Source organism: Streptomyces sp. SID9727, assembly GCF_010550605.1.
In the GTDB taxonomy this organism is placed as follows: Bacteria; Actinomycetota; Actinomycetes; order Streptomycetales; family Streptomycetaceae; genus Streptomyces.
In genome coordinates this window covers 1-24185 of sequence record NZ_JAAGNI010000061.1, presented here as the reverse complement: position 1 = coordinate 24185, position 24185 = coordinate 1, and the positions used below count along the sequence as shown (strand labels likewise).

Genomic DNA, 24185 nt, shown 5'->3' with positions numbered 1-24185 from the left:
CGGCCGGGGGCGGCGCTCGGGGTGCGGCCGGGGCCGGCACTCCGCGTCCGGCGGTGAGGCGGACGCTCCTCGTGCCGCCCCACCTCGGCGGATAGCCCGTCCGGGCGATCCCGGCCACCGGGTGCGCCCCTTGGGGCGAGCCCCGGTGTCCCGGCCGGGCGGCGGCACGGAAGGTGGTCGCGCGCGCTGCTGTGCGGGTCGCGTCCGGCGCCCGGGTGCGCCGGAGGAGGCGGGTCGATGACGGCGGACCAGGTGTACGTGGGACTCGGGCTGATCGTGGTCCTCGCGGTCGGTTCGCAGCTGCTGGCAAGGTGGCTGCGGGTGCCGGCGCTGCTCGTACTGCTGCCGGCCGGGTTCACCGCCGGGACGCTCACCGACGACATCGATCCCGAACGGCTGCTCGGCCCGGCCTTCTCGCCGCTGGTGTCGCTGGCGGTGGCCGTGATCCTGTACGACGCCGGGCTGGGCCTGGACCTGAAGCGGCTCAGGGGACACAACCGGCGCGTGGTGATCCGGCTGCTGTGGCTGGGGGCGCTGCTCACGCTGGTGTCCGCCGCGCTCTTCGCCGTACCCGTGCTGGACATGTCGGCGCAGGCGGCGGTCATGCTCGCGGCCATCCTCGTCGTGTCGGGTCCGACGGTCGTGGGACCGCTGCTCGCCTTCGTGCGGCCCACGGAGCGGCTGCGGCGCATCCTCGTCTGGGAGGGCGCTCTGATCGACCCGGTCGGCGGCATTCTGGGGGCGCTCGTCTTCCACGGGATCGTGGCGGACGACCGGTCGGGGTTCGGCAGCGGGCTCGGGCACTTCCTGGCGAGCGCGGCGGTGGGCGTGGGGGCGGGCGCGGCCGGTGCGGCGGTCCTGTGGCTGGTGCTGCGGCGGGTGCGGCTCAGCGAGGAGTTGGAGACGTCGCTCCAGCTGGCCGCCGTGGTCGGGGTGGCGGCGGCCTGCGACGCGCTGCGCGACGACACGGGGCTGATCTCGGCCGTCGTCATGGGGATGGCCATGGCCAATCTGCCCGGCCTCGATCTCCCGGCGCGCCGCCCGTTCTTCGAGACGCTGGTCTCCCTGGTCATCGGCCTGCTCTTCGTCTCCATCTCGGCGACGGTCACTCCGGCCTCGCTGCGGCACGTGGTGCTGCCCTCACTCGCGCTGACCGCCCTCCTGGTCCTGGTGACCCGGCCGCTCATCGCCCACCTCGCGGCGGCCCGCACCGACGTACCCGCGCGGGAGCGGTGGTTCATCGGCTGGATGGCGCCCCGGGGCATCGTCGCCGCGGCCACCGCCTCCACGTTCTCCGCCGAACTGGCCGGGCACCACATCGCCGGTGCGGAGCGCATCCTGCCCGCGACCTTCGTGGTGATCGTGGCGACGGTGACGCTCTACGGCCTGACGGCGTTCCCGGCGGCGCGGCGGCTCGGGGTGCTGCGGCCCGCCCGGTCCCGGCCGCTGCTGGTGGGCGGGGCACCCTGGGCGGTGGACCTGGCGTGCGCCCTGAGTGCGGCCGGGCTCGACGTGCTGATGTGGGCGGGCGCGGACGAGGAACGGGCGCGGATCACGGCCGCGGGACTGAAGCTGGCGCCCGGCGAGCTGTTCGCCTCGGCCACCGGGACCGGTGCGGAGCTGGAGGGGATCACCTCGGTGCTGCTGCTCACCGGCGAGGACGACTTCAACGCGCTGGCGTCGGTCACACTCCGGGAGAGCGTCGAGGGGGAGGTCGGCAGGCTGGCCCCGCCCTCCGCGAACCACGGTGTGGTGGCCCCGTACACCGACGGTGCGGCCCTGTTCGGGTCCGGTCTCACCCGGCCCGAGATCACCCGGAAGTACGAGGCCGGGGCGCGGGTGGTGACCCGGCCGGCGGGCGGCCCGCCGGCGCCCGGGGAGCACGTGCTGTTCGTGGTGCGGCCGGAGGGCCGGCTCGTCCCGGTCACACAGAGCGGTCGCCCGGAGCCGGCTCCGGGCGACACGCTGGTTCTGCTGAGGGAGCCGTGAGGCCCCGTCAGGCCTTCGCGCGGTGGTGGTCCGGGCCCGCGCAGAGCGCCCAGATGATGAAGATGTCGATGGCGACGAGCACGATGGACCACAGCGGGTAGTACGGCAGCCACAGGAAGTTGGCCAGTGCGCCGAGCCCGGCGAGGACCACGCCGACCGCCCGCGCCCAGAAGGCGCCGGTGAACAGCGCGCAGCCGGCGAGGACGATGACGATCCCGAGGATGAGGTGGATCCACCCCCAGCCCGTCAGGTTGAACTCGAAGACGTAGTTGCGCGTGGCGACGAACACGTCGTCCTTGGCGATGGCCGCGATCCCCTGGAAGATCGCCATGGCACCACCGAAGATCATGAGGACCGCGGCGAACGCGGTCCAGCCCGTACGGGCGGGATGGTGTGATCCGTCGGTGCCGCGTGATGCCGCCGGTGCGCTGCCGGTGTTGGCCATGTCGGGCCTCCTTTTCTGGCACGGTCGCCCGGCGTGGGCCAAAGGTGAACCGGACGTTCCGATTCCAGAGTGTCACGAGGACGCGTGTCCGGCAGTCCGGCGGGCAGCGGGCTGACCACAGCCCCGTCCGCTGCCCGCCGGACGCCCGCTTAGGATCACGTCGCAGCCGGCCCGCGCGGGGATGCGGCCCGGCTTCCCACGGAAGGACCTCCCTCATGACCGAGATCGTCCCGGTGTCCGGCCCCGAGCTGGTTACCTACGCCGATGAGCTGGCCGCCCTGCTGGTGGAGACCGTCGAGGGAGGCTCGTCCGTGGGCTTCCTGGCGCCCCTGGACCGGGAGGCCGCCGCCGAGTGGTGGCGCGCCCGGGCCGCGGCCGTGGAGGCGGGGCGGCTTCGGGCGTGGATCGCCCGGGACGGGGAGCGCGTCGCGGGCACCATCGGCCTGGTCCGGGCACCGCTGCCCAACGCCCACCACCGCGCGGAGGTGACCAAGCTGATGGTCCGCCCCTCGGCGCGCGGGCGCGGGCTCGGCCGTGAGCTGCTGGCCGCGGCCGAGCGCGCGGCGGCCGATGACGGCGTGACGCTCCTGGTCCTGGACACCGAGAGCGGCAGCCCCGCGGAGCGGCTCTACCGCGCGGAGGGGTGGACGGAGTGTGGTTCCGTACCGGACTACGCGGCCGGCCCCGACGGGGTCCTGAAGCCGACGACTTTCTACTACAAGGCGGTCGGCCGCGTCGCCGATGTGCCCGTGGGGTGAGAATGGGCCGGGAAGAGACCGACGAGGAGACATCCATGACGCTGTACGACATTCCGCTGCGCACCCTCACCGGCGAGCCGACGTCGCTGGGCGACTACCGCGGGCGGGCCGTGCTGCTGGTGAACGTGGCATCGAAGTGCGGACTGACCCCGCAGTACGCGGGTCTGGAACGGCTCCAGAAGGAGTACGGGGACCGCGGCTTCACCGTGCTCGGTGTGCCGTGCAACCAGTTCGGCGGGCAGGAGCCGGGGACCGCCGAGGAGATCGAGACCTTCTGCTCGACGACGTACGGGGTGAGCTTCCCGCTGCTGGAGAAGACCGAGGTGAACGGTGCGGGCCGGCACCCGCTGTACGTGGAGCTGACCCGGCTCGCGGACGCCGAGGGCGAGGCCGGGGACATTCAGTGGAACTTCGAGAAGTTCCTCATCTCACCGGCGGGCGAGCCGGTCGCCCGCATCCGTCCCCGCACGGAGCCGGACGCGCCCGAGCTGGTGGCGGCGATCGAGGCGCAGCTGCCGGCGTAGCACGTGCTCAGGCGCGGCTGAGCAGCACGGAGCCCTTGGGGTAGGTGGCATCGCCGCCCACGTTCGCCACCTGGACGAGGACGGGGGTGCCCTCCTTGATGTTGCCGGTCCTCCACGGCGTGCAGTACGGCGAGGTGTGGCCGCGGGTGGTGGCGGTGCGGTCCCAGGTGCCGTCCCGCCCGATGTCCAGCTTCACCTCGATGCTCCAGCCGTCGGCGACGGTGTCGCAGGCACGGATCGAGTCGCCGGGGGCGGAGCCGTACGGGTCCGCGTTCCACTCGCCGTAGCCGCCGAAGACGGCCTCGACCGTCCGGGGCTCGGCGTGCGCCGTCGTCTGCACGGTGACCACGAGCCCGAAGGCCGCCGCCGCGGTCAGCGCGATCCGTCCCGCACCGGCTCTCACCATGCCCCGCTCCCTCCATCACCCGGTCACGATCTCCACCGGGAATCTACAGCCACATGGCAGGTGCACACCATCGCGAGTGCTCCACGACCACGGCCCCCGTCCCCCGGAACGTGCCGGTGGGACGGGGGCCGAGGGCGCCCGGACGGGTCGCGCGACGCGGTCAGCGGATGGGCATGCCCGACAGAGTGCGGGCGATGACCAGGCGCTGGATCTCGCTGGTGCCCTCGAAGATCGTGTAGATCGCGGCGTCCCGGTGCATGCGCTCCACCGGGTACTCACGGGTGAAGCCGTTGCCGCCGAGGATCTGGACCGCCTGGGCGGTGACCTTCTTGGCCGTCTCGCTCGCGTACAGCTTGGACATGGAGCCCTCGGCCGACTCGAACGGCTTGCCGGTGGTGGCCATCCAGGAGGCGCGCCAGACCAGCAGCCGGGCGGCGTCGATCTGGGTCCGCATGTCGGCGAGCTGGAAGGCGACGCCCTGGTTGTCGATGATGGGGCGGCCGAACTGGGTCCGCGTCTTCGCGTAGTCGAGCGCCACTTCGTACGCGGCCCGCGCGGTGCCGACCGCCATGGCGCCGACGGCCGGGCGGGACGCCTCGAAGGTGGCCATCGCCGCGTTCTTCACCCGCTCGCCGCCGGTGGCGGCCCGCTCGCGGGCGCGGGCCAGGCGCTGGTCCAGCTTCTCCTTGCCGCCGAGCAGGCAGTGTCCGGGCACGCGCACGTCCTCCAGGACGACTTCGGCGGTGTGCGAGGCGCGGATGCCGTGCTTCTTGAACTTCTGGCCCTGGGAGAGGCCGGGGGTGTCCGGCGGGACGATGAAGGAGGCGTGGCCCTTGGAGCCGAGCTCCGGGTCGACGACCGCGACGACCACGTGGACGTTGGCGATGCCGCCGTTGGTCGCCCAGGTCTTGGTGCCGTTGAGCACCCACTCGTCCTTGGCCTGGTCGTACACCGCGCGGGTGCGCATCGAGGCGACGTCGGAACCGGCGTCGGGCTCGGAGGAGCAGAACGCCGCGACCTTCACGTCGTCGGCGTCCCCGTACATCTGCGGGATCCAGGTGCCGATCTGCTCCTCGGTGCCGTTGGCGAGGACGCCCACGGCCGCCAGGCCCGTACCGACGATCGACAGGGCGATGCCGGCGTCGCCCCAGAACAGTTCCTCCATGGCCATCGGGATGCCGAGGCCCGTAGGATCGAAGAACTGCTGGGCGTAGAAGTCGAGGGAGTAGATCCCGACCTTCGCCGCCTCCTGGATGACGGGCCAGGGCGTCTCCTCACGCTCGTCCCACTCCGAAGCGGCCGGACGGATCACGTCCGCGGCGAAGCCGTGGAGCCAGTCACGGACCTGCTTCTGGTCATCGTTGAGCTCAAGCGTGAACTCGGCCATGTTCCCCTCCACGTACTGCGTCGAAGCGCTTCGTTACTTGCGGTAACACCAGTCTGTTACCGGCAAGTAGCCAGTGTCAACCGCATGAGACGCCATCCGCACCCCGCCGGGCAGGGTGTTACGTTGCGCAGGCACGACGGACAGGCACGGTCAGGGGTGGGAGAGACGATATGGGGACCACACGACAGGCCGAGCGCCAGCGGACCACGGCCGAGCGCCGCCGCCGGGAGCTGCTCGAAGCCGCCGACCGCGTGGTGCTCAGGGACGGCCCCGGGGCCTCGATGAACGCCATCGCGGCGGAGGCGGGCATCACGAAGCCCATCCTCTACCGGCATTTCGGCGACAAGGGCGGGCTCTACCGGGCCCTCGCCAAACGGCACACCGACGCACTGCTGAGCGCCCTGCGCGCCGCGCTCGACGCCCCCGCGGAACGGCGCGCCCGGGTCGAGTCGACGCTCGACACCTACCTCGCGGCGATCGAGGCCCGCCCCCAGGTCTACCGCTTCCTGATGCACCCGTCCGACGACTCGGCCCCCTCCCCCGAGCAGGGCTTCGACGTCGGCCGGCACTCCGCACCGCTGCTGCGCCGCCTGGGCGAGGAGCTGGCCACGGTGATCGCGGAGCGGGTGGACCTCGGCCCGGACAGCGAGACGATGGCCCGGATCTGGGGGCACGGCATCGTCGGCATGATGCACGCGGCCGGTGACTGGTGGCTGGGCGAACGTCCCTGCTCGCGCGAACAGCTGGTCCGCAGCCTCGCCGATCTCCTCTGGGGCAGGCTGGCCGCGGCGGGCGACCGCGCGGACGGGCCCGGCTTCTGACGGGCCACCGGCCGGCTCAGCCCGTACGCGCCCAGGGCGCCCGGCGGGCCGCGCGCAGCACCCTGGCCCGGCGCAGCCCGGTCAGCCGGTCGGTGTAGACCCGGCCCTCCAGGTGGTCGCACTCGTGCTGGAGGCAGCGGGCGAAGAATCCGGTGCCGTCGATCCGGACCGGCTCGCCCGTCACGGTGACACCCTCGACCACCGCGTGGTCGAAGCGCGGGGTACCGGCCTCCAGGCCGGGGAGCGAGAGGCAGCCCTCGGAGCCGCGCACCGTGACCCCGTCCGCCTCCACCAGGACCGGGTTCACCACGTGCCCGAGGTGGCGCACGTCCTCGTCGTCGGGGCAGTCGAAGACGAACACCCGTGACGGCACACCGATCTGGTTGGCGGCGAGCCCGACACCCCGCGCCTCGTACATCGTGGCGAACATGTCCTCGACGAGCCGGGCAAGGGGGGCGCCGAACTCCGTGACCGGTTCGCACGCCGCGTGCAGGACCGGGTCGCCGAGCAGGCTCATGGTGCGGACGATTCCGGAGCTGCCGGGGATCGGGCGGTTGCGCATGGCGCTCATCGTACGTTCCACGGGGTGGCCCCGGAGACGCCGGACGGCCATGCCCGGGCCCGCGTCAACGCCCTGGTCGTGCTCACCCGGGCAGCCTTTCCGGGCCGTCGGCCGCACCACCTGCCGGACGGGCGCGGCCGGCCGTGGGCGATCATGGGCGGATGGATGCCCGTTTCCTCGGTATCGCCGAGCTGCCCGCGACCCCCTCCGTGGCGGTCGTCGTCGACGTCATGCGCGCCTGCACCGTGGCCGCTTGGGCCTTCGCCCGGGGCGCGGAGAAGATCGTGCTCGCCGGCTCGCTGGACGAGGCGCTGGCGCTCAAGGGCCGCCACCCGGACTGGGTGGCCCTCAAGGACGGGGCGCCCGCGCGCGGCTTCGACGCCGTCAACTCACCGGGGCGGCTGCGCACACAGGAGCTGGGCGGCCGGACCGTGGTGCAGAAGACCACGGCGGGAACGGTCGGCGCCCTCGCGGTGAAGGACGCGTCCCTGGTGCTGTGCGCCGGTTTCGTGGTGGCGGAGGCGACGGCGCGGCTGCTGCGGGAACGCGGTTGCGACGACGTCACGTTCGTGGTCACCGGGGAGGACGGGCGCGCCGACGAGGACCTGGCGTGCGCCCAGTACATCGCGCGCCGGGCGGCCGGGGAGGCGGCGGACGCGGGGCCGTACCTGCGGCGGGCCGGTGGTTCGCGTGCCGCCGCCGAGCTGGCGCAGGGAGTCCGCGCGGGGTCCCACCCCGACGACGTGGCGCTCTGCCTCGAACTCGACCGGTTCCCCTTCGCCATGGTGGCGACGCCGGAGGACTCCCTCATGGTGCTGCGCCCGCACACCTTCACGTAGAGACGCCTCGCCGTTCACATATCCGACTACCGAATACATGCATGACCATTGACGTGCCCATGGCGTCACTCTACGGTCGATGGAAAGCGCTTGCACCACGCTGGGCGGCAGCCCGTCCGGCCCACTCCCCCCACCTGGAGTAGAAGATGCAGCTCAAGCCTGTTCTCGCATGTGCCGGCCTGCTCGTCGGCTCACTCGCCGCCCTGGGCACCACCGCACAAGCCGCCCCCGGTCAGGAAAACGCTTCCCCTGCGGCCGCAGCGCTGTACGTGGCGCCGGACGGCAGCGCCGACGCCCCCGGCACCGAGTCGGACCCCACCACGCTCGCCTCGGCGATCGGCCGGGTGAACGCCGGTGGCACGATCTACCTGCGCGGCGGCACGTACCGCTACGGGCAGACGGTCACCATCCCGCCGGGCAACGACGGCACATCGGGCGCCCGCACCACCATGGCCGCCTACCCGGGCGAGCACCCGGTGCTGAACTTCTCGGAGATGAGCGAGGACCCCGCCAACCGCGGACTCGCGGTGAACGGCGACTACTGGCACATCGACGGCCTCACCGTCGAGCACGCCGGCGACAACGGCATCTTCGTCGGCGGCAGCGACAACGTCGTCGAGCACGTCGTGACCCGCTTCAACCACGACTCGGGGCTCCAGATCTCCCGGATCTCCTCCGACACCCCCGACGACGAGTGGCCGGCGAACAACCTGGTCCTCAGCTCCGAGTCCCACGACAACGCGGACTCCGACGGCGAGGACGCGGACGGGTTCGCCGCCAAGCTCACCGCGGGCCCCGGCAACGTCTTCCGCTACACGGTCTCCCACCACAACATCGACGACGGCTGGGACCTCTACACCAAGACCGAGACCGGCCCCATCGGCCCGGTGACCATCGAGGACTCCCTCAGCTACGACAACGGCACCCTCTCCGACGGCACGGTGAACGAGGACGGCGACCGCAACGGCTTCAAGCTCGGCGGCGACGGCATCAAGGTCAACCACATCGTGCGGCGCAACATCGCCTACAACAACGGCCACCACGGCTTCACGTACAACAGCAACCCCGGCTCGATGACCGTGTCCGACAACGTCGGCATCGACAACGAGGAGCGCAACTTCTCCTTCGACAAGGGCACTTCGGTGTTCCGGGGCAACACCTCCTGCCGCAGCGGCGACGGCTCCAACGACAAGACCGTCGGCGACGCGGACGGCTCCAACCAGTTCTGGACCGGCTCGAACGGCTCCCGGTGCTCCGCCTACGACGGGGCCATGGACTGGTCGTTCGCCTCCGACGGCCGCCTGGTCGTGTCCTTCGGCGGCACGGCGGTCACTCCGTAACACCCGGCGAACGGCGGTGCCGGGGCGGGCAGCCCCGGCACCGCCGCCGTCTCACTCCTCGCGCAGGGCCGTGACCAGGTCGCGGGGCAGCCCGTGGGTGTCGTGGAGGTAGCGCAGGTCCTCCTCCGTCAGCGTCCCGCGGAACCGGGGCCGGGCCAGCACCTGCCGTCCGCGTTCCAGCAGCCGGTCGAACCGGCGCTCCTCGTCGGCCAGCACGCGCAGCACCTCGCCGGGCTCCACGTCCTGACGGAAGTGGTCCAGGGTGTGCCGGACCGGCTCGGGCGGCAGATCGCCGAGCGTGCGCGAGGAGTCCTCGCGCCGGAGCACGGTCAGAGCCCGTCGCAGCAGGCGGCGCAGTACGTACCCGCGCCCGGTGGCGGCCGGGCGGACCCCGTCGCCGATGACGACGACGGCGGAGCGCAGGTGGTCGCAGACCAGCCGCAGCGAGGGCTCGTCCAGCGGCCACAGGGGCGGTACCAGCCGGCGCCAGGGGTCGAAGACATCGCACTCGAACACCGAGCGCCGGCCCTGGAGCAGCGAGGCCAGCCGTTCCAGTCCGAGCCCGGTGTCGACATTGCGCCGCGGGAGCGGCACCAGCGATCCGTCGTCGAGCCTGCGGTGGCTCATCGTGACGTGGTTCCACACCTCCACCCAGCGGTCGTCCCCGGTGGGCGTGGACACGGGCGGCCCCTCGCCGCTCCACAGGAAGATCTCCGAGTCGGGACCGCACGGCCCGGTCGGCCCGTTGGACCACCAGTTGTCCTCGACGGTCAGCTCCACGGGGACGCCCAGCTCCTGCCACACCCGCAGCGAGGCGGTGTCGCGCCCGGTCCGCTCGTCCCCGGCGTACACCGTGGCGTGCAGCCGGCCGGGATCGATGCCCAGGCCCTCGGTGAACAGCCCGTATCCCCATGCCAGGCTGCGCGGGCCCTCGTAGTCGCCCAACGACCAGCTGCCGAGCATCTCGAAGACGGTGAGGTGGGTGGCGTCGCCGACCTCGTCCAGGTCGGTGGTACGCAGACAGCGCTGCCGGTTGACCAGCCGGCTGCCCAGCGGGTGCGGGCGGCCCTCCAGGTACGGGGTGAGGGGATGCATCCCGGACGTGGTGAAGAGCACGGGGTCTCCGGGCGGCGGCAGCAGCGTCGAGCCGGTGACGCGGCGGTGGCCGCGCTCCTCGAAGTACTCCAGGAAGATACGGGCGAGCTGTTCGGTTTCCACGGGGAAGGCTCCTTCGCGGGTGGCGGGGAGGCGCCGGAGAACGGGACCGCTCGGTCACCCGGCCGGGGAGGAATCACCGCGGCACCACCGACGGACCGTTTCCGGTCGCCGGGGGAAGGGAAGGTCAGACGGCGGCAACCGGCGAGCTGGTCGCTCGCGCGGTCGCGGTGGTGGTGATGCCGTTGACGTCCATACGCCGACGGTAACGCGGCCCCGGCCGCCCGTGCACCCGGATTCCGTCGCCGGCGGGCCCGTGGAGAACGCGACGGCCCGCTCACGCGTCCTCCATTCCACGGGAACTCCACGTGCCGGACGGTGCCGCCGTGCGGTCATGGTGCCGGACATCGATAGGCTGGGCGGCGGACCGATGCAAGGAGGATCTAGGACGATGGCAGGCAACACGGAGCCGTTGTCGCCGCGGGCCAAGCTGGCCGTGACGGCGGGCAAGGCCGCTGCGGCGGTGTCGCGGGCGGCCGGGCGGGGCAGCGGGTCGGTGATCGGCGGCCGGGTGGCGCTCAAGCTCGACCCCGACCTGCTCGGGCGGCTGGCGCAGCACCTGGACGTGATCCTCGTCTCGGCGACGAACGGAAAGACGACCACCACCCGGCTGATCGCCGAGGCGCTGCGCGCCGCGGGCCCGGTCGTGTCGAACGCGCTCGGCGCCAACATGCCCGCGGGCATCACGTCGGCGCTGGCCGGCGGGTCCGACGCGCAGTACGGCGTGATCGAGGTCGACGAGAAGTACCTCGCCGGGGTGGCCCGCGACACCACGCCCAAGGTGATCGCGCTCCTCAACCTCTCGCGCGACCAGCTGGACCGGGCCGCGGAGACGCGGATGCTGGCCGAGAAGTGGCGTGAGGGGCTGTCCGGCTCCAAGTCCGTGATCGTCGCCAACGCCGACGACCCGCTGATCGTCTGGGCGGCCTCCTCCTCCCCCAACGTGGTGTGGGTCGCGGCCGGACAGGCGTGGAAGGACGACGCCTGGTCCTGCCCGTCCTGCGGCGGGGTCATGCAGCGCCCCGGCGACGACTGGTTCTGCGGCGAGTGCGGTTTCCGGCGTCCGCCGCCGAGCTGGGTGCTGCACGGCGACTACGTGCTCGACCCGCACGGTTCGGCGTGGCCGATCCACCTCCAGCTCCCCGGCCGCGCCAACAAGGCCAACGCCACCAGCTCGGCGGCCGTCGCCGCCGTCTTCGGGGTGCCGCCGCAGGTCGCGCTGGAGCGCATGTACCAGGTGCAGGCCGTCGCCGGCCGGTACGACGTGGTGAGCTTCCTCGGCCGTGAGCTGCGGCTCCTGCTGGCGAAGAACCCGGCGGGCTGGCTGGAGACGTTCTCGCTGATCGACCCGCCGCCGACCCCGGTGATCCTGTCGGTGAACGCGCGCGGCGCGGACGGCACGGACACCTCGTGGCTGTGGGACGTCGACTACACGCAGCTCGCGGGACACCCGATCTTCGTGCTCGGCGACCGCAAGCTGGACCTCGCGGTCCGCCTCGAAGTGGCCGGGCTCGACTTCCGGGTCTGCGAGAACCTGGACGAGGCCGTGCAGCAGGCTCCGCCCGGGCGCATCGAGGTCATCGCCAACTACACCGCCTTCCAGGACCTGCGCCGCCGTGTCGGCAACTGACCCCGGCCCCGGGCCCCTCCGGAGAGGACGACGAAGCATGAGCAACAACAGCCTGCGGCTGGTGTGGGTGTACCCGGACCTGCTGAGCACCTACGGCGACCAGGGCAACGCCCTGGTGGTGGAGCGCCGGGCCCGCCAGCGCGGCCTGGACGTGGCGCGCGTCGACGTGCGCAGCGACCAGCCGGTGCCCACGTCGGGCGACATCTACCTGATCGGCGGCGGCGAGGACCGGCCGCAGCGGCTCGCGGCGGAGCGGCTGCGCCGTGACGGCGGGCTCTCCCGGGCCGCGTCCAACGGCGCGATCATCTTCTCGGTCTGCGCCGGATACCAGATCCTCGGCCACGAGTTCATCAACGATCTCGGTGAGCGCGAGCAGGGCCTCGGTCTGCTGGACGTGGTCTCGACGCGCGGCGAGGGTGCGCGGTGCGTCGGCGACGTGCTCGCGGACATCGATCCGCAGCTGGGCCTTCCGCCGCTGACCGGGTTCGAGAACCACCAGGGCGTCACGCACCTCGGGCCGACGGCACGGCCGTTCGCCCGGGTGCGGTTCGGCCGGGGCAACGGCACGGGCGACGGCACGGAGGGCGCGTACAACGACACCGTGTTCGGCACGTACATGCACGGTCCGGTGATGGCGCGGAACCCCATGATCGCGGACCTGCTGCTCAAGCTGGCCCTCGACGTGAACGCGCTCCCGCCGACCGACGACCGGTGGTACGAGGCGTTGCGCGCGGAGCGTGTCGCGGCTGCCACACAGCCTGCCTGAGCAGGCATTTCACTGGTAGTCCGATGAGTGGCGCACGGCTCGGATGAGCGGCGTCCAGCAGGCGGACGCCCGGTTCGGTCCCGCCACCCCGCGCCGGTAGGGTGGCGGGGATCCAACCGGACGACGTGGTCCGGTCGTCGGCCCACGTTGCAAAGGTTCCCCGGGCAATGCGAATTGGTGTGCTCACCTCCGGCGGCGACTGCCCCGGCCTCAATGCCGTCATCCGGTCCGTCGTCCACCGCGCTGTGGTCGACCACGGCGACGAGGTCATCGGCTTCCACGACGGGTGGCGGGGCCTCCTGGAGTGCGACTACCGCAAGCTCGACCTGGACGCCGTGGGCGGCATCCTCGCCCGCGGCGGCACGATCCTCGGCTCCTCCCGGGTCCAGCCGGCGCATCTGCGCGGGGGCGTCGAGACGGCCCGGGGCCATGTGCGCGACCTCGGGCTCGACGCGATCATCCCGATCGGCGGCGAGGGCACCCTGAAGGCGGCGAACCTGCTCTCCGAGGCGGGGCTGCCCATCGTCGGTGTGCCGAAGACCATCGACAACGACATAGCCTCCACCGACGTGACCTTCGGCTTCGACACCGCGGTCGGCGTCGCCACCGAGGCGCTGGACCGGCTGAAGACCACCGCCGAGTCGCACCAGCGCGTCATGATCGTCGAGGTCATGGGCCGCCACACCGGCTGGATCGCGCTGCACTCCGGCATGGCGGCCGGCGCACACGCCGTCGTCGTTCCGGAGCGTCCCTTCGACATCGACGAGCTGACCGAGGTCGTGGGCCGGCGCTTCTCGGCCGGCAAGAAGTTCGCGATCGTCGTCGTCGCGGAGGGCGCGAAGCCGCGCGAGGGCTCCATGGAGTTCACCTCGGGCGCCACGGACGTCTACGGCCACGAGCGCTTCACGGGCGTGGCCACCCAGCTCTCCGTCGAGCTGGAGCAGCGCCTCGGCAAGGAGGCCCGCCCGGTGATCCTGGGCCACGTCCAGCGCGGCGGCACGCCGACCGCGTACGACCGCGTCCTCGCGACCCGGTTCGGCTGGCACGCGGTCGAGGCGGCGCACCGCGGTGAGTTCGGCATGATGACCGCGCTGCGCGGCACGGACATCACCCTGGTGCCGCTCGCGCACGCGGTGGAGACCCTGAAGACGGTCCCGGCCGCCCGGTACGCCGAGGCGGAGTGCGTGCTCTGAGCGACACCCCGACACGAGACCGCCCCCGGCCGCAAGATCGGCCGGGGGCGGTTCTAGTCTGGTCGGGACAACCAGCACGAAACGGGGACGTCCCGGCGTTCCCATCGGGAGTGAACAGATGGATCACAGCGGGCACGGCATGGACATGGACCTGCCGCCGTTCACGCTGGGACGCGGGCTCCACTTCTCCGCGGACCCGTTCTTCCTGATCGGCTGCGTCCTGGCGGTGCTGCTCTACGGGTACGGGGTGCTGAGGCTGCGGCGGCGCGGGGACGAGTGGCCCGTGGGGCGCACGGTCCTGTTCGTGATCGGTGTGCTGACGATCGCGCTGGTGATGTGCACCCGGCTCAACGACTACGGCATGGTCATGTTCAGCGTGCACATGGTGCAGCACATGGTGATCAGCATGCTGTCGCCCATCCTGCTGCTGCTGGGCGCGCCGGTGACGCTCGCGCTGCGCGCCCTGCCGGTCGCGCCGCGCGGTACGAAGGGGCCCCGCGAACTGCTGCTGATGCTCCTGCACAGCCGGTACATGAAGATCGTCACCCACCCCGCGTTCACGATCCCCCTGTTCATCGCCAGCCTGTACGGCCTGTACTTCACGCCGCTGTTCGACTATCTGATGGGCTCCACGGCCGGGCACCTCGTGATGATGGTGCACTTCCTGGCGGTCGGCCTGTTCTTCTTCTGGCCGATCATGGGCGTCGACCCGGGTCCGCACCGCCCCGGCTACGTGATGCGGATGCTGGAGCTGTTCGCCGGAATGCCGTTCCACGCATTCTTCGGGATCGCCCTGATGATGGCCTCCACGCCGATGGTGGAGGTGTACAAGGACCCGCCGGCCTCGCTGGGCATCGACGCGCTGTCCGACCAGAGCGCGGCGGGCGGCATCGCCTGGGCGTTCAGCGAGATCCCCTCGGTGGTGGTCCTGGTGGCCCTGGTGTTCCAGTGGTACCGCTCGGAACAGCGGACGGCCAAGCGCTCGGACCGCGCGGCGGACCGCGACGGGGACCAGGAGCTCCAGGCGTACAACGCGTACCTCGCCTCGTTGCAGGCGCGCGGACAGTAGCGGCGGACCCTCCTTTCGGGTGACGATGGTCTTTGCGGCCGCGCGGCCGACGAGGAGGGTGCGCGCATGTCCGGATCCACGAAGACGATGGGAATGCTCACCGCCGGCGCTCTGGTGGCGGTGACCGCTTACACGGTGGCCCTGGGGAGCAACGGCTGGCTCTGGTTCGGCTGGGTGATCCTGGGGCTGATCACGATCGGGATGGTGGCTACGCGGGAGACGTGAGGGGCGGTCGGAGACCGCGTTTGCCCGCTTCGGGCCCGCGCCGACCGGGCCCGGTCGGCGCGGACGGCGGCCACGCTCACCACCATGCCGGTGCAGGCGTTTCGCGCGCCGCGCCCGCACCACACGTACGAACCGCTCGGCCTCCCGGCCTTCGGAGCGCCGCCGGTACCGGGCTGCGGTCACCGCCCGGGCCCGCGTCTCCCGGCAACCGCCACTCCTTTGATGGAGCGCTCCCAAACGCCGCCTGAAGCGGGCCTCCTTACGATCACGCCGGGCTGCCGCCCAGGCGGGCCGGGTCACCTGACGAGCCCGAGACCGACAGGCGGTCGTCCCGGCAACGTTTCGCCAGGGTGAACCAGTGCATACGGGGAACGGCTCTCGGGCCGCTCTTCCGGGCTGCCGGCCCCTTCAGCGGGCTCGTGCGGCGCGGCGAGCCGGAGGCCCCGGCACGAGGGCGGCGGCCCCCGCCTCGTCCCCCTGCGCGTCCGAGCGCGGCGGTGCGAACGCCGCAAACACATCATGCGGCGTCCGCCGCTGCCGCCTCTCCGGTCACTCCCCGTCCGCTCAGGCGTGCCGGCACCCTGCTGCCCGGCCAGGCCGCACCGGCCGACGATGGGCCTCGCACCCGACGGACACGCCTCTGCCCTGCGCTTAGTCGCCTCCCGGCCCACCCTGACCCGCGTCACCGCCCGGCAGCCACACCTCACTTTGGGTGACCACACGCACGCGCCCCGGACGCGTGCTCCGGTCGCACGCACGGGTCCCCGCGTGCGATTGCGAACGTCAGTCACGGGCACCGCCAGGCGCCACGCCGCACCTGGTTACCGATGGTTACCTGGCTGCCGGCTCCGCCGGGCGGAGGGTTCGTTCGACGTGTGGCCGCGTTCACACGGCCGTAAGCCAGTTGCGCTTTAACTCTTGACAGGTGCCTGTCGCCACGCCACCTTGGGAGCGCTCCCACAATCAAGACTTGCACACTCCACCCCCTCCCCTTCTCCCCCAACGCCGTTGAGCCGCAAGGGCGTTACGGGGCGCAGCCGCGCTCCCCGTGACATTCGACGCTGCCCGGCAGAGGAAGGCGTTTGTCATGAGCTTGGTGAAGCGTTGTAGGCCCCGCCGCACCACGGGGCTCCCGGCCCTCGTGGTCGGCGCCCTCGCCCTGGGCACCGGTCTGACGGGCGGGCCGGCGTCGGCCGCACCGCAGGACACCCTGCACGACCTCGCCGCGGCCCAGGGCAGGTACTTCGGCTCCGCCACCGACAACCCCGAGCTCCCCGACGCGGCCTACGCGGCGAAACTGGGCTCCGAGTTCGGGCAGATCACCCCCGGCAACTCCATGAAGTGGGACACCACCGAGCCCACCCGGGGGCAGTTCAACTTCACGAAGGGCGACGTGGTCACCGACTTCGCCCAGGAGCACGGGCAGACCGTGCGCGGGCACACCCTGGTCTGGCACAGCCAGCTGCCCGGCTGGGTGAGCTCGCTGCCCTCCGCCGAGGTGGAGGCGGCCATGACCGACCACATCACCGCGGAGGCCACCCACTACCGCGGCGAGGTGGCCGCCTGGGACGTGGTGAACGAGCCGTTCAACGAGGACGGGACCTTCCGCACCAGCCCGTTCTACAACGCGATGGGCAAGGACTACATCGCCAAGGCCCTGCGCGCGGCGCACGCCGCCGACCCGGACGCCAAGCTCTACATCAACGACTACAACGTCGAGGGCAAGGGCGCGAAGAGCGACGCGATGTACGACCTCGTGAGCGATCTGCTCGCCGACGGCGTTCCGCTCGACGGGGTCGGGATGCAGGCGCACCTGGCGACCCAGTACGGCTTCCCGTACCAGATGCAGGCGAACATGCAGCGGTTCGCCGATCTGGGCCTGGACGTCGCCGTCACTGAGCTTGACGTGCGCATGCAGCTTCCGGCGGACGCCGCCAAGCTCACCACCCAGACCTCCTACTACGCGCAGGTGGTCGACGCCTGCCTCGCCGTCGAGCGCTGCGTCGGCATCACGGTCTGGGACTACACGGACAAGTACTCCTGGGTGCCGAGCACCTTCCCGGGTGAGGGCGCCGCCAACCTGTACGACGACAACCTGGCCCCCAAGCCCGCGTACGCCGCCGTGCGCACCGCCCTGGGCGACGAGGACGGCGGCGACGACGGGGGCGACGACGGCTCCACGCCGGGCACGCTGAAGGTCCAGTACCGCGCCAACGACACCGCGGCCGGTGACAACCAGATCAAGCCCGGTCTCCAACTCGTGAACACCGGCAGCACCTCGGTCAGCCTTCCCGCCGTGACCGTCCGCTACTGGTTCTCCGGCGACAACGGCGCTATGACGTACGGCAGTTGGTGCGACTGGTCGCCGATCGGATGCTCCACCATCACGCACCGGGTGGTGGCCGCGAGCACCCCGAAGGCCGGCGCCGACCGCTACCTCGAAGTCGGCTTCGCGAGCGGCACCCTCGCCCCGGGCGCGTCGACCGGCGAGATGCAACTGCGCCTGAGCAAGACGGACTGGTCGAACTTCGACGAGTCCGACGACTACAGCCACGGCACCGGCGCCTCGTACGCGGACGCCTCGAAGGTCACCGTGTACGTCGGCGGCGAAGTGGTCTGGGGCATCGAACCCTGATCCCGGGGGTCTCGCTCAGGCCCCCGCGCTCCCCCACGTGAACCCGCACGTGAACCCGCCGCACCCCGTCCCCACCGCTTCCCCTCCTCCCCTCCCCCTCGACGACACCCGCCACTGGAGGATTTGTGTCGATATCACGTAGAACGTTCAGCAGCGCCCTCGGCGGCAGCGTGCTGGCCATCGGTCTGGTCCAGGGCACCGCGGTCGCCAAGCCCGCCTCGGCACAGGCCGGTGCCGGGACCAAGTCGGCCGCCGCGGCCGACGACCCGTACACGCAGGCGTTCCTCACCCAGTACGGCAAGATCAAGGACGCCGCGAACGGCTACTTCAGCCCCGACGGTCTCCCGTACCACTCGGTCGAGACCCTGATGGTCGAGGCACCGGACCACGGCCACCAGACGACGTCGGAGGCCGTCAGCTTCTGGATGTGGCTGGAGGCGGCGTACGGCAGGGTGACCGGTGACTGGGCCCCGTTCAACGCGGCCTGGGCGGTCGCGGAGAAGACCATCATCCCGCAGCACGCCGACCAGCCCACCAGTGACTCGTACAAGCCCTCGGCACCCGCGACCTTCGCGGCCGAGCACCCGCTGCCGAGCGGCTACCCCTCCGCCATGAACGGCAACGTCCCGGTGGGCAGCGACCCGCTGTCGGCCGAACTCGCCTCGTCCTACGGGACGATGGACGTCTACGGCATGCACTGGCTGATGGACCTGGACAACATCTACGGCTACGGCAACAAGCCGGGCACCGGGAGCGAGTCCGGGCCGGGCGCCGGCGCGTCCTTCATCAACACCTACCAGCGCGGTGCGCAGGAGTCGGTGTGGGAGACCGTGCCGCAGCCGACCACCGACCTCTTCAAGTACGGCGGCCCCAACGGGTACCTCGACCTGTTCGTCGGGGACTCCAACTACGCCAAGCAGTGGAAGTACACCAACGCGCCGGACGCCGACGCCCGCGCGGTGCAGGCTGCCTACTGGGCGTACCGCTGGGCCTCGGAGCAGGGCAAGGGGAGCCAGGTCGCCGCGTCGGTGGCGAAGGCCGCCAAGATGGGCGACTACCTCCGCTACGCCATGTTCGACAAGTACTTCAAGCGGATCGGCGACTGCACCGATCCCAACTCCTGCCCAGCCGCCTCCGGCAGGGACTCCCAGCACTACCTGCTGTCCTGGTACTACGCCTGGGGCGGGTCCGCCGGCACCGGCGGCGGCTGGGCCTGGCGCATCGGTGACAGCGCCTCGCACCAGGGCTACCAGAACCCGCTCGCCGCGTGGGCGCTGTCCAACGTGCCCTCGCTCACCCCCAAGTCGGCGACGGCCAAGTCGGACTGGTCCAAGAGCCTGACCCGGCAGCTGGAGTTCCTGACCTGGCTGCAGTCCAGCGAGGGCGCCCTCGCCGGCGGCTGCACCAACAGCTGGGAGGGCAGTTACAGCAAGCCTCCGGCCGGCACGCCCACCTTCTACGGCATGGCGTACGACTGGCAGCCGGTGTATCACGACCCGGCGAGCAACAACTGGTTCGGCTTCCAGGCGTGGGGCATGGAGCGCGTCGCCGCGTACTACTACGTGACCGGCAACGCGACCGCCGAGGCGGTGCTCTCGAAGTGGGTCGCCTGGGCGTCCAGCGAGACGACGATCGGTTCCGACGGCAGCTTCAGCTTCCCCTCCACCCTGAACTGGACGGGCCAGCCGGACACCTGGAACGCGGCCTCGCCCGGCAGCAACGCCGGTCTGCACGTATCGGTGGTGAACTACGCCAACGACGTCGGCGTGGGCGCCGCGTATGTGAAGACGCTCACCTACTACGCCGCCAAGTCGGGCGACGAGGACGCGGCGGCCCTCGCCAAGGCCCTGCTGGACGCGATGGCGCTGAACACCACGGACAAGGGCATCTCGGTCCCGGAGACCCGGCTGGACTACAACCGGTTCGACGACGAGGTGTACATCCCGTCCGGCTGGACGGGCACCATGCCCAACGGCGACCCCATCCGGTCCGGTTCGACGTTCATCGGCATCCGCAGCTGGTACAAGGACGACCCGGACTGGCCGAAGGTGCAGGCCTACCTGGACGGCGGGGACGCGCCCGTCTTCACGTACCACCGCTTCTGGGCGCAGGCCGCGCTCGCCCTGGCCTTCGCGATCTACGCGGAGCTGCTGGTGGAGGGCGGCGGGGAGCCGGGCGGCGACACCGAGCCGCCGACCGCGCCGGGCGGGCTCACGGTGACCGCGACCACCAAGGACAGCGTCTCGCTCTCCTGGTCCGCGTCCACCGACAACGTCGCGGTGACCGGCTACGACGTGTACCGCAACGGCGTGCTGGCGGGCAACGCGACCGGGCGGACGTTCACCGACTCCGGGCTCGCCGCCGGCACCGAGTACACCTACGCGGTCGCGGCCCGGGACGCGGGCGGCAACACCTCGGCGCTGTCGGACGCGGTCCTCGCCAAGACGAAGACGGGCGGCTCGACCGGGACCGGCGCGGTGAAGGTCCAGTACAAGAACAACGACTCCTCCGCGACCGACAACCAGATCCGGATGGGCCTGCAGGTCGTGAACACGGGCAGCGCGCCGATCGACCTGTCGACGGTGAAGGTCCGGTACTGGTTCACGGCGGACGGCGGGCCGAGCACCTTCGGCACCTACTGCGACTACGCCGCGCGCGGTTCGTCCACCATCACGCACACGGTCGTCGCCGTCTCCAGTCCGAAGACGGGGGCCGACCGCTACCTGGAGGTCGGGTTCACCGGCGGCGCGGGCACGCTGGCCGCCGGGGCGTCCACGGGTGAGATCCAGCTGCGTCTCAACAAGAGCGACTGGTCCAACTTCAACGAGGCCAACGACTACAGCCGGGCGACCAACACGTCGTACGCCGACTCCACGAAGGTCGGCGCCTACGTCGCCGGCGCCCTCGCCTGGGGCGTCGAGCCGTGACAGGCCGCCCGCTGCCGGTACTGGCCGGGACGGCCGCCGCACTGGTCCTGGCCGCCGCGTCGATGCTGACCGGGGCGTCCTCGGCCACCTCCGACGAGTCCGGCGACTACGGCCGGAGCGCCGGCACGACGTTCGCCGACGCACCGAAGGCCGGGGTGTACGTGAACGGCGCCCTGCCGGCGGGCACCGCCCCGTGACCGGCTGAACCACCGGTCACCCCACCCACTCCCGATGGCGGGTCAAACACTCACCCCGCTGAACCCGCCATCGGGCAGCACCCCCCATGAACCCGTCTGCGGGGAGTCTCCGCAGGCGTACGAGAGGAGCACGGAGCCGCAATGAGTACCAGAGGCACCATCAAGCAAGGTCTGCGCCGGAGGCTGGCCGCAGCCTCCGCCCTGGCCATGGGCGCGGCGCTGGCGGTGGCGATCCCCACCACCGCCGACGCGGCGGCGGCCCGGGTCGACAACCCGTACGTGGGCGCCAAGGCGTACGTGAACCCGGACTGGTCCGCCCTGGCCAAGGCCGAGCCGGGCGGCGCGGCCATCGCCGACACCCCCGCCTTCGTCTGGATGGACCGCATCGCGGCTATCGAGGGCACGGAAGGCAAGCGGAGCCTGCGCGGCCACCTGGACACCGCCCTCGCGCAGGGTGCGGACCTGTTCCAGGTCGTCATCTACGACCTGCCGGGGCGCGACTGCGCCGCGCTGGCGTCCCACGGCGAGCTCGGCCCCACGGAGATCGACCGGTACAAGGACGAATACATCGACCCGATCGCCGCGATCCTCGCCGACCCGAAGTACGCGAACCTGCGGATCGTCACCCTGATCGAGCCCGACTCGCTGCCCAACATCGTCACCAACGCGGGCGGCACGGCCGGCTCGACCGAGGACTGCGCGACGATGAAGGCGAACGGCAACTACGAGAAGGGTGTCGGCTACGCCCTGCACACCCTGGGTGCCATTCCCAACGTCTACAACTACATCGACGCCGCCCACCACGGCTGGCTCGGCTGGGACAGCAACATGGGCCCCGCGGGCCTGGAGTTCAAGAAGGCCGCCACCTCCGAGGGTGCCACCGTCAACGACGTGGCCGGCTTCATCGTGAACACGGCGAACTACTCGGCTCTCAAGGAGCCGAACTTCAAGATCACCGACTCGGTGAACGGCACCACCGTGCGCCAGTCCAAGTGGATCGACTGGAACTACTACACCGATGAGCTGACGTTCGCCCAGGCGCTGCGCACCCAGTTGGTGGGCCAGGGCTTCAACTCCAACATCGGCATGCTGATCGACACCGCCCGCAACGGCTGGGGCGGCGCCGACCGGCCCACCTCGGCGGGTCCGCTGACCAGCGTGGACGCCTACGTCAACGGTGGCCGCGTCGACCGGCGCATCCACGCCGGGAACTGGTGCAACCAGAGCGGTGCCGGCATCGGTGAGCGGCCCACCGCCGCCCCCGAAGCCGGGATCGACGCCTACGTGTGGGCGAAGCCCCCGGGGGAGTCGGACGGCAACAGCGAGCCCGAGGAGAACGACGAGGGCAAGGGCTGGGACCGGATGTGCGACCCGACCTACGAGGGCAACGGGCGCAACGGCAACAGCAAGACGGGCGCGCTGCCGAATGCTCCGGTCGCGGGTCACTGGTTCTCCGCGCAGTTCCAGGAGCTGGTGCGCAACGCCTACCCGCCGATCGACGGCAGCGGTGAGAACCCCGGCGGTGGCACCGACACCCAGGCGCCCACCGCGCCGACGGGCCTGACGTCCACGGCGAAGACCAGCAGCAGCGTCTCGCTGTCCTGGACCGCGTCGACCGACAACAAGGCGGTGACCGGCTACGACGTGTACCGGGGCTCCACCAAGGTGGGTTCGACCACGACCACCTCGTACACCGACACGGGTCTCTCGGCCTCGACGGCCTACAGCTACACCGTCAAGGCGAAGGACGCGGCCGGTAACGTCTCGGCGGCCTCCTCGGCCCTCTCCGTCACCACCTCCGCCGGGGGCGGCACCGGAACGGGCGCGCTGAAGGTCCAGTACAAGAACAACGACTCCTCCGCGACCGACAACCAGATCCGGTTCGGTCTCCAGCTGGTCAACACGGGCAGCAGCGCGGTGGACCTGTCCACGGTGAAGCTCCGCTACTGGTTCACCCCCGAGTCCGGCTCCTCCACCTTCGGCACCTCGTGCGACTACGCGGTCCTGGGCTGCGGGAAGCTGAGCCTGGCGGTGAAGTCGGGCGGTTCGGCGGCCGGGGCCAGCCACTACCTGGAGGTCTCCTTCGGCAGCGGCACCCTCGCGGCCGGTGCCTCCACCGGTGAGATGCAGCTGCGGCTGAACAAGAGTGACTGGTCCAACTTCAACGAGGCGGACGACTACAGCCACGGCACGGGCACCTCGTTCGCCGACGCTTCCAAGGTCGGCGTGTACACGGCCGGTGCGCTCTCCTGGGGCACCGCGCCCTGACCGGTGACCGGATGATCCGGTGACTTCGTCCGGCCCCGCCACCTCCGTGGCGGGGCCGGACTTCTTTACGTACAAGTGAGCGACGGGTTTTTGTTATGGTCTCCGGCCGGGCGGCATCTCCCAGGTGTGCGTGAAGCCAGAACAGGACTCCGGAAGAGTGAGCACAGCATGGGCCAGGACCGCGAACGGGCGTTGATCAAGGCGGCACGGGCCGGTGACGGCGACGCCAAGGACCAACTCGTCGCGTCCTGTCTTCCGCTGCTCTACAACATCGTCGGACGCGCGTTGAACGGCCACGCTGACGTGGACGACGTGGTGCAGGAGACGGTCCTGCACATGCTGCGCGCCCTGCCCGGCCTGCGGAACCCGGAGAGCTTCCGCTCCTGGCTGGTGGCCATCGCGATGAACGAGATACGGGGGCACTGGCGCGACCGCCAGTCCGCCGCGATCCCGGTGGAACCCCTGGCCACCGGCCACGACCGGGTCGATCCGGCGGCCGACTTCGTGGACGTGACGATTCTGCGGCTCGGCCTGTCCGGACAGCGCCGGCAGGTCGCCGAGGCGACCCGGTGGGTGGACGAGGACGACCGGGCGCTGCTCTCGCTGTGGTGGCTGGAGGCGGCGGGCGAGCTGACCCGGGCCGAGGTGGCCGCCGCGATGAACCTGTCGCCCGAGCACACCGCCGTACGCGTGCAGCGGATGAAGGCGCAGCTGGACACCGCCCGGGTGGTGGTGGGCGCGCTGGCCGCCCAGCCCCGGTGCGTCCTGCTGGACGACATCCTCATCGGGTGGGACGGGGCGCCCTCGCCGCTGTGGCGCAAGCGCATCGCACGGCACGCGCGCGGCTGCACGGTCTGCTCCGGGTTCGGCTCGGGGCTGGTGCCGGCCGAGGGCCTGCTCGTGGGCCTCGCGCTGGTGCCGCTCGCCGTGGCCGGGGCGGGCCGTGCCCCCCGGCTGACCGAGGTCGCGGCCGGCACGCCTCTGGACGC

The 24185-nt window shown here is 71.5% G+C and carries 21 protein-coding genes; 16 read left to right on the top strand and 5 right to left on the bottom strand.

The features are described from left to right. The first annotated feature begins 237 nt into the window (after positions 1-237). A complete protein-coding gene (locus G3I41_RS03660) occupies positions 238-1989 on the top strand; it encodes a cation:proton antiporter (protein WP_164398859.1) in 1752 nt (583 codons plus the stop codon). Positions 1990-1996: 7 nt separating this feature from the next. On the opposite strand, the gene G3I41_RS03655 is transcribed toward G3I41_RS03660, so the two are convergent. Further along, the gene (locus G3I41_RS03655) at positions 1997-2434 is read right to left on the bottom strand and encodes a hypothetical protein (protein WP_164398858.1); all 438 of its coding nucleotides are present in this window, start codon (positions 2432-2434) and stop codon (positions 1997-1999) included. A gap of 215 nt (positions 2435-2649) precedes the next feature. On the opposite strand from G3I41_RS03655, the gene G3I41_RS03650 reads away from it, so the two are divergent. Together G3I41_RS03650 and G3I41_RS03645 are read left to right on the top strand one after the other, a co-directional pair. Then, on the top strand, positions 2650-3192 hold the full coding sequence (locus G3I41_RS03650; RefSeq protein WP_164398857.1) for a GNAT family N-acetyltransferase: 543 nt from the start codon (positions 2650-2652) through the stop codon (positions 3190-3192). A gap of 35 nt (positions 3193-3227) precedes the next feature. Further along, complete coding sequence (locus G3I41_RS03645) at positions 3228-3716, top strand: glutathione peroxidase (protein ID WP_164398856.1); 489 nt, start codon at positions 3228-3230, stop codon at positions 3714-3716. 7 nt (positions 3717-3723) lie between these two features. On the opposite strand, the gene G3I41_RS03640 is transcribed toward G3I41_RS03645, so the two are convergent. Together G3I41_RS03640 and G3I41_RS03635 are read right to left on the bottom strand one after the other, a co-directional pair. Then, a complete protein-coding gene (locus G3I41_RS03640) occupies positions 3724-4122 on the bottom strand; it encodes a hypothetical protein (protein ID WP_164398855.1) in 399 nt (132 codons plus the stop codon). A gap of 160 nt (positions 4123-4282) precedes the next feature. Beyond that, complete coding sequence (locus tag G3I41_RS03635) at positions 4283-5509, bottom strand: acyl-CoA dehydrogenase family protein (RefSeq protein WP_018105241.1); 1227 nt, start codon at positions 5507-5509, stop codon at positions 4283-4285. Between the two features lie 170 nt (positions 5510-5679). On the opposite strand from G3I41_RS03635, the gene G3I41_RS03630 reads away from it, so the two are divergent. Continuing rightward, the gene (locus G3I41_RS03630; RefSeq protein ID WP_164398854.1) at positions 5680-6330 is read left to right on the top strand and encodes a TetR family transcriptional regulator; all 651 of its coding nucleotides are present in this window, start codon (positions 5680-5682) and stop codon (positions 6328-6330) included. A gap of 16 nt (positions 6331-6346) precedes the next feature. Here G3I41_RS03630 and def read toward each other — a convergent pair whose 3' ends face one another. Continuing rightward, a complete protein-coding gene (def, locus tag G3I41_RS03625) occupies positions 6347-6901 on the bottom strand; it encodes a peptide deformylase (protein WP_164398853.1) in 555 nt (184 codons plus the stop codon). A 152-nt stretch (positions 6902-7053) separates the two neighbouring features. Here def and G3I41_RS03620 point away from each other — a divergent pair, with 152 nt between their 5' ends. Further along, entirely contained in the window at positions 7054-7731 is a 678-nt protein-coding gene (locus G3I41_RS03620) for a 2-phosphosulfolactate phosphatase (protein WP_164398852.1), read from the top strand. A 146-nt stretch (positions 7732-7877) separates the two neighbouring features. Further along, the gene (locus tag G3I41_RS03615) at positions 7878-9071 is read left to right on the top strand and encodes a right-handed parallel beta-helix repeat-containing protein (protein ID WP_164398851.1); all 1194 of its coding nucleotides are present in this window, start codon (positions 7878-7880) and stop codon (positions 9069-9071) included. Positions 9072-9122: 51 nt separating this feature from the next. Here G3I41_RS03615 and G3I41_RS03610 read toward each other — a convergent pair whose 3' ends face one another. Then, on the bottom strand, positions 9123-10289 hold the full coding sequence (locus G3I41_RS03610) for an alanine--tRNA ligase-related protein (protein ID WP_164398850.1): 1167 nt from the start codon (positions 10287-10289) through the stop codon (positions 9123-9125). A 388-nt stretch (positions 10290-10677) separates the two neighbouring features. Here G3I41_RS03610 and G3I41_RS03605 point away from each other — a divergent pair, with 388 nt between their 5' ends. The 10 genes from G3I41_RS03605 to G3I41_RS03565 all read left to right on the top strand — a co-directional run. Then, a complete protein-coding gene (locus tag G3I41_RS03605) occupies positions 10678-11916 on the top strand; it encodes a MurT ligase domain-containing protein (RefSeq protein ID WP_073968916.1) in 1239 nt (412 codons plus the stop codon). A 37-nt stretch (positions 11917-11953) separates the two neighbouring features. Beyond that, positions 11954-12682, top strand: a complete 729-nt coding sequence (locus tag G3I41_RS03600) for a glutamine amidotransferase (protein ID WP_073865163.1) — start codon at positions 11954-11956, stop codon at positions 12680-12682. A 167-nt stretch (positions 12683-12849) separates the two neighbouring features. Beyond that, positions 12850-13875 carry a 6-phosphofructokinase gene (locus G3I41_RS03595; protein ID WP_164398849.1) on the top strand — a complete coding sequence of 342 codons (1026 nt, stop codon included), beginning with the start codon at positions 12850-12852 and terminating at the stop codon, positions 13873-13875. Positions 13876-13993: 118 nt separating this feature from the next. Continuing rightward, complete coding sequence (locus G3I41_RS03590) at positions 13994-14944, top strand: cytochrome c oxidase assembly protein (protein ID WP_164398848.1); 951 nt, start codon at positions 13994-13996, stop codon at positions 14942-14944. Positions 14945-15010: 66 nt separating this feature from the next. Continuing rightward, positions 15011-15169 (top strand): hypothetical protein, encoded by a 159-nt coding sequence (locus G3I41_RS36295; RefSeq protein ID WP_203600147.1) that lies wholly within the window; start codon positions 15011-15013, stop codon positions 15167-15169. A 1087-nt stretch (positions 15170-16256) separates the two neighbouring features. Next, a complete protein-coding gene (locus tag G3I41_RS03585) occupies positions 16257-17804 on the top strand; it encodes an endo-1,4-beta-xylanase (protein ID WP_203600145.1) in 1548 nt (515 codons plus the stop codon). 170 nt (positions 17805-17974) lie between these two features. Beyond that, a complete protein-coding gene (locus tag G3I41_RS03580) occupies positions 17975-20731 on the top strand; it encodes a glycoside hydrolase family 48 protein (protein ID WP_164398860.1) in 2757 nt (918 codons plus the stop codon). Next, positions 20728-20928, top strand: a complete 201-nt coding sequence (locus G3I41_RS03575) for a hypothetical protein (protein WP_164398847.1) — start codon at positions 20728-20730, stop codon at positions 20926-20928. The genes G3I41_RS03580 and G3I41_RS03575 overlap by 4 nt, the downstream gene beginning before the upstream one ends. Before the next feature lie 141 nt (positions 20929-21069). Further along, positions 21070-23196 carry a glycoside hydrolase family 6 protein gene (locus tag G3I41_RS03570; protein WP_164398846.1) on the top strand — a complete coding sequence of 709 codons (2127 nt, stop codon included), beginning with the start codon at positions 21070-21072 and terminating at the stop codon, positions 23194-23196. A gap of 168 nt (positions 23197-23364) precedes the next feature. Next, a partial coding sequence (locus G3I41_RS03565) for a sigma-70 family RNA polymerase sigma factor (protein WP_164398845.1) occupies positions 23365-24185 on the top strand: 821 nt, incomplete at its 3' end.

Bases quoted from the DNA above. Each gene is read 5' to 3' on its own strand.
- G3I41_RS03600 (WP_073865163.1), top strand. From the start codon at position 11,954: ATGAGCAACAACAGCCTGCGGCTGGTGTGGGTGTACCCGGACCTGCTG.
- G3I41_RS03620 (WP_164398852.1), top strand. From the start codon at position 7,054: ATGGATGCCCGTTTCCTCGGTATCGCCGAGCTGCCCGCGACCCCCTCC.
- G3I41_RS03640 (WP_164398855.1), bottom strand. From the start codon at position 4,122: ATGGTGAGAGCCGGTGCGGGACGGATCGCGCTGACCGCGGCGGCGGCC.
- G3I41_RS03650 (WP_164398857.1), top strand. From the start codon at position 2,650: ATGACCGAGATCGTCCCGGTGTCCGGCCCCGAGCTGGTTACCTACGCC.
- G3I41_RS03585 (WP_203600145.1), top strand. From the start codon at position 16,257: ATGAGCTTGGTGAAGCGTTGTAGGCCCCGCCGCACCACGGGGCTCCCG.
- G3I41_RS03595 (WP_164398849.1), top strand. From the start codon at position 12,850: ATGCGAATTGGTGTGCTCACCTCCGGCGGCGACTGCCCCGGCCTCAAT.
- G3I41_RS03630 (WP_164398854.1), top strand. From the start codon at position 5,680: ATGGGGACCACACGACAGGCCGAGCGCCAGCGGACCACGGCCGAGCGC.
- G3I41_RS03655 (WP_164398858.1), bottom strand. From the start codon at position 2,434: ATGGCCAACACCGGCAGCGCACCGGCGGCATCACGCGGCACCGACGGA.
- G3I41_RS03660 (WP_164398859.1), top strand. From the start codon at position 238: ATGACGGCGGACCAGGTGTACGTGGGACTCGGGCTGATCGTGGTCCTC.
- G3I41_RS03605 (WP_073968916.1), top strand. From the start codon at position 10,678: ATGGCAGGCAACACGGAGCCGTTGTCGCCGCGGGCCAAGCTGGCCGTG.
- G3I41_RS03635 (WP_018105241.1), bottom strand. From the start codon at position 5,509: ATGGCCGAGTTCACGCTTGAGCTCAACGATGACCAGAAGCAGGTCCGT.
- G3I41_RS03645 (WP_164398856.1), top strand. From the start codon at position 3,228: ATGACGCTGTACGACATTCCGCTGCGCACCCTCACCGGCGAGCCGACG.
- G3I41_RS03615 (WP_164398851.1), top strand. From the start codon at position 7,878: ATGCAGCTCAAGCCTGTTCTCGCATGTGCCGGCCTGCTCGTCGGCTCA.
- G3I41_RS03590 (WP_164398848.1), top strand. From the start codon at position 13,994: ATGGATCACAGCGGGCACGGCATGGACATGGACCTGCCGCCGTTCACG.
- G3I41_RS36295 (WP_203600147.1), top strand. From the start codon at position 15,011: ATGTCCGGATCCACGAAGACGATGGGAATGCTCACCGCCGGCGCTCTG.
- def (WP_164398853.1), bottom strand. From the start codon at position 6,901: ATGAGCGCCATGCGCAACCGCCCGATCCCCGGCAGCTCCGGAATCGTC.
- G3I41_RS03570 (WP_164398846.1), top strand. From the start codon at position 21,070: ATGAGTACCAGAGGCACCATCAAGCAAGGTCTGCGCCGGAGGCTGGCC.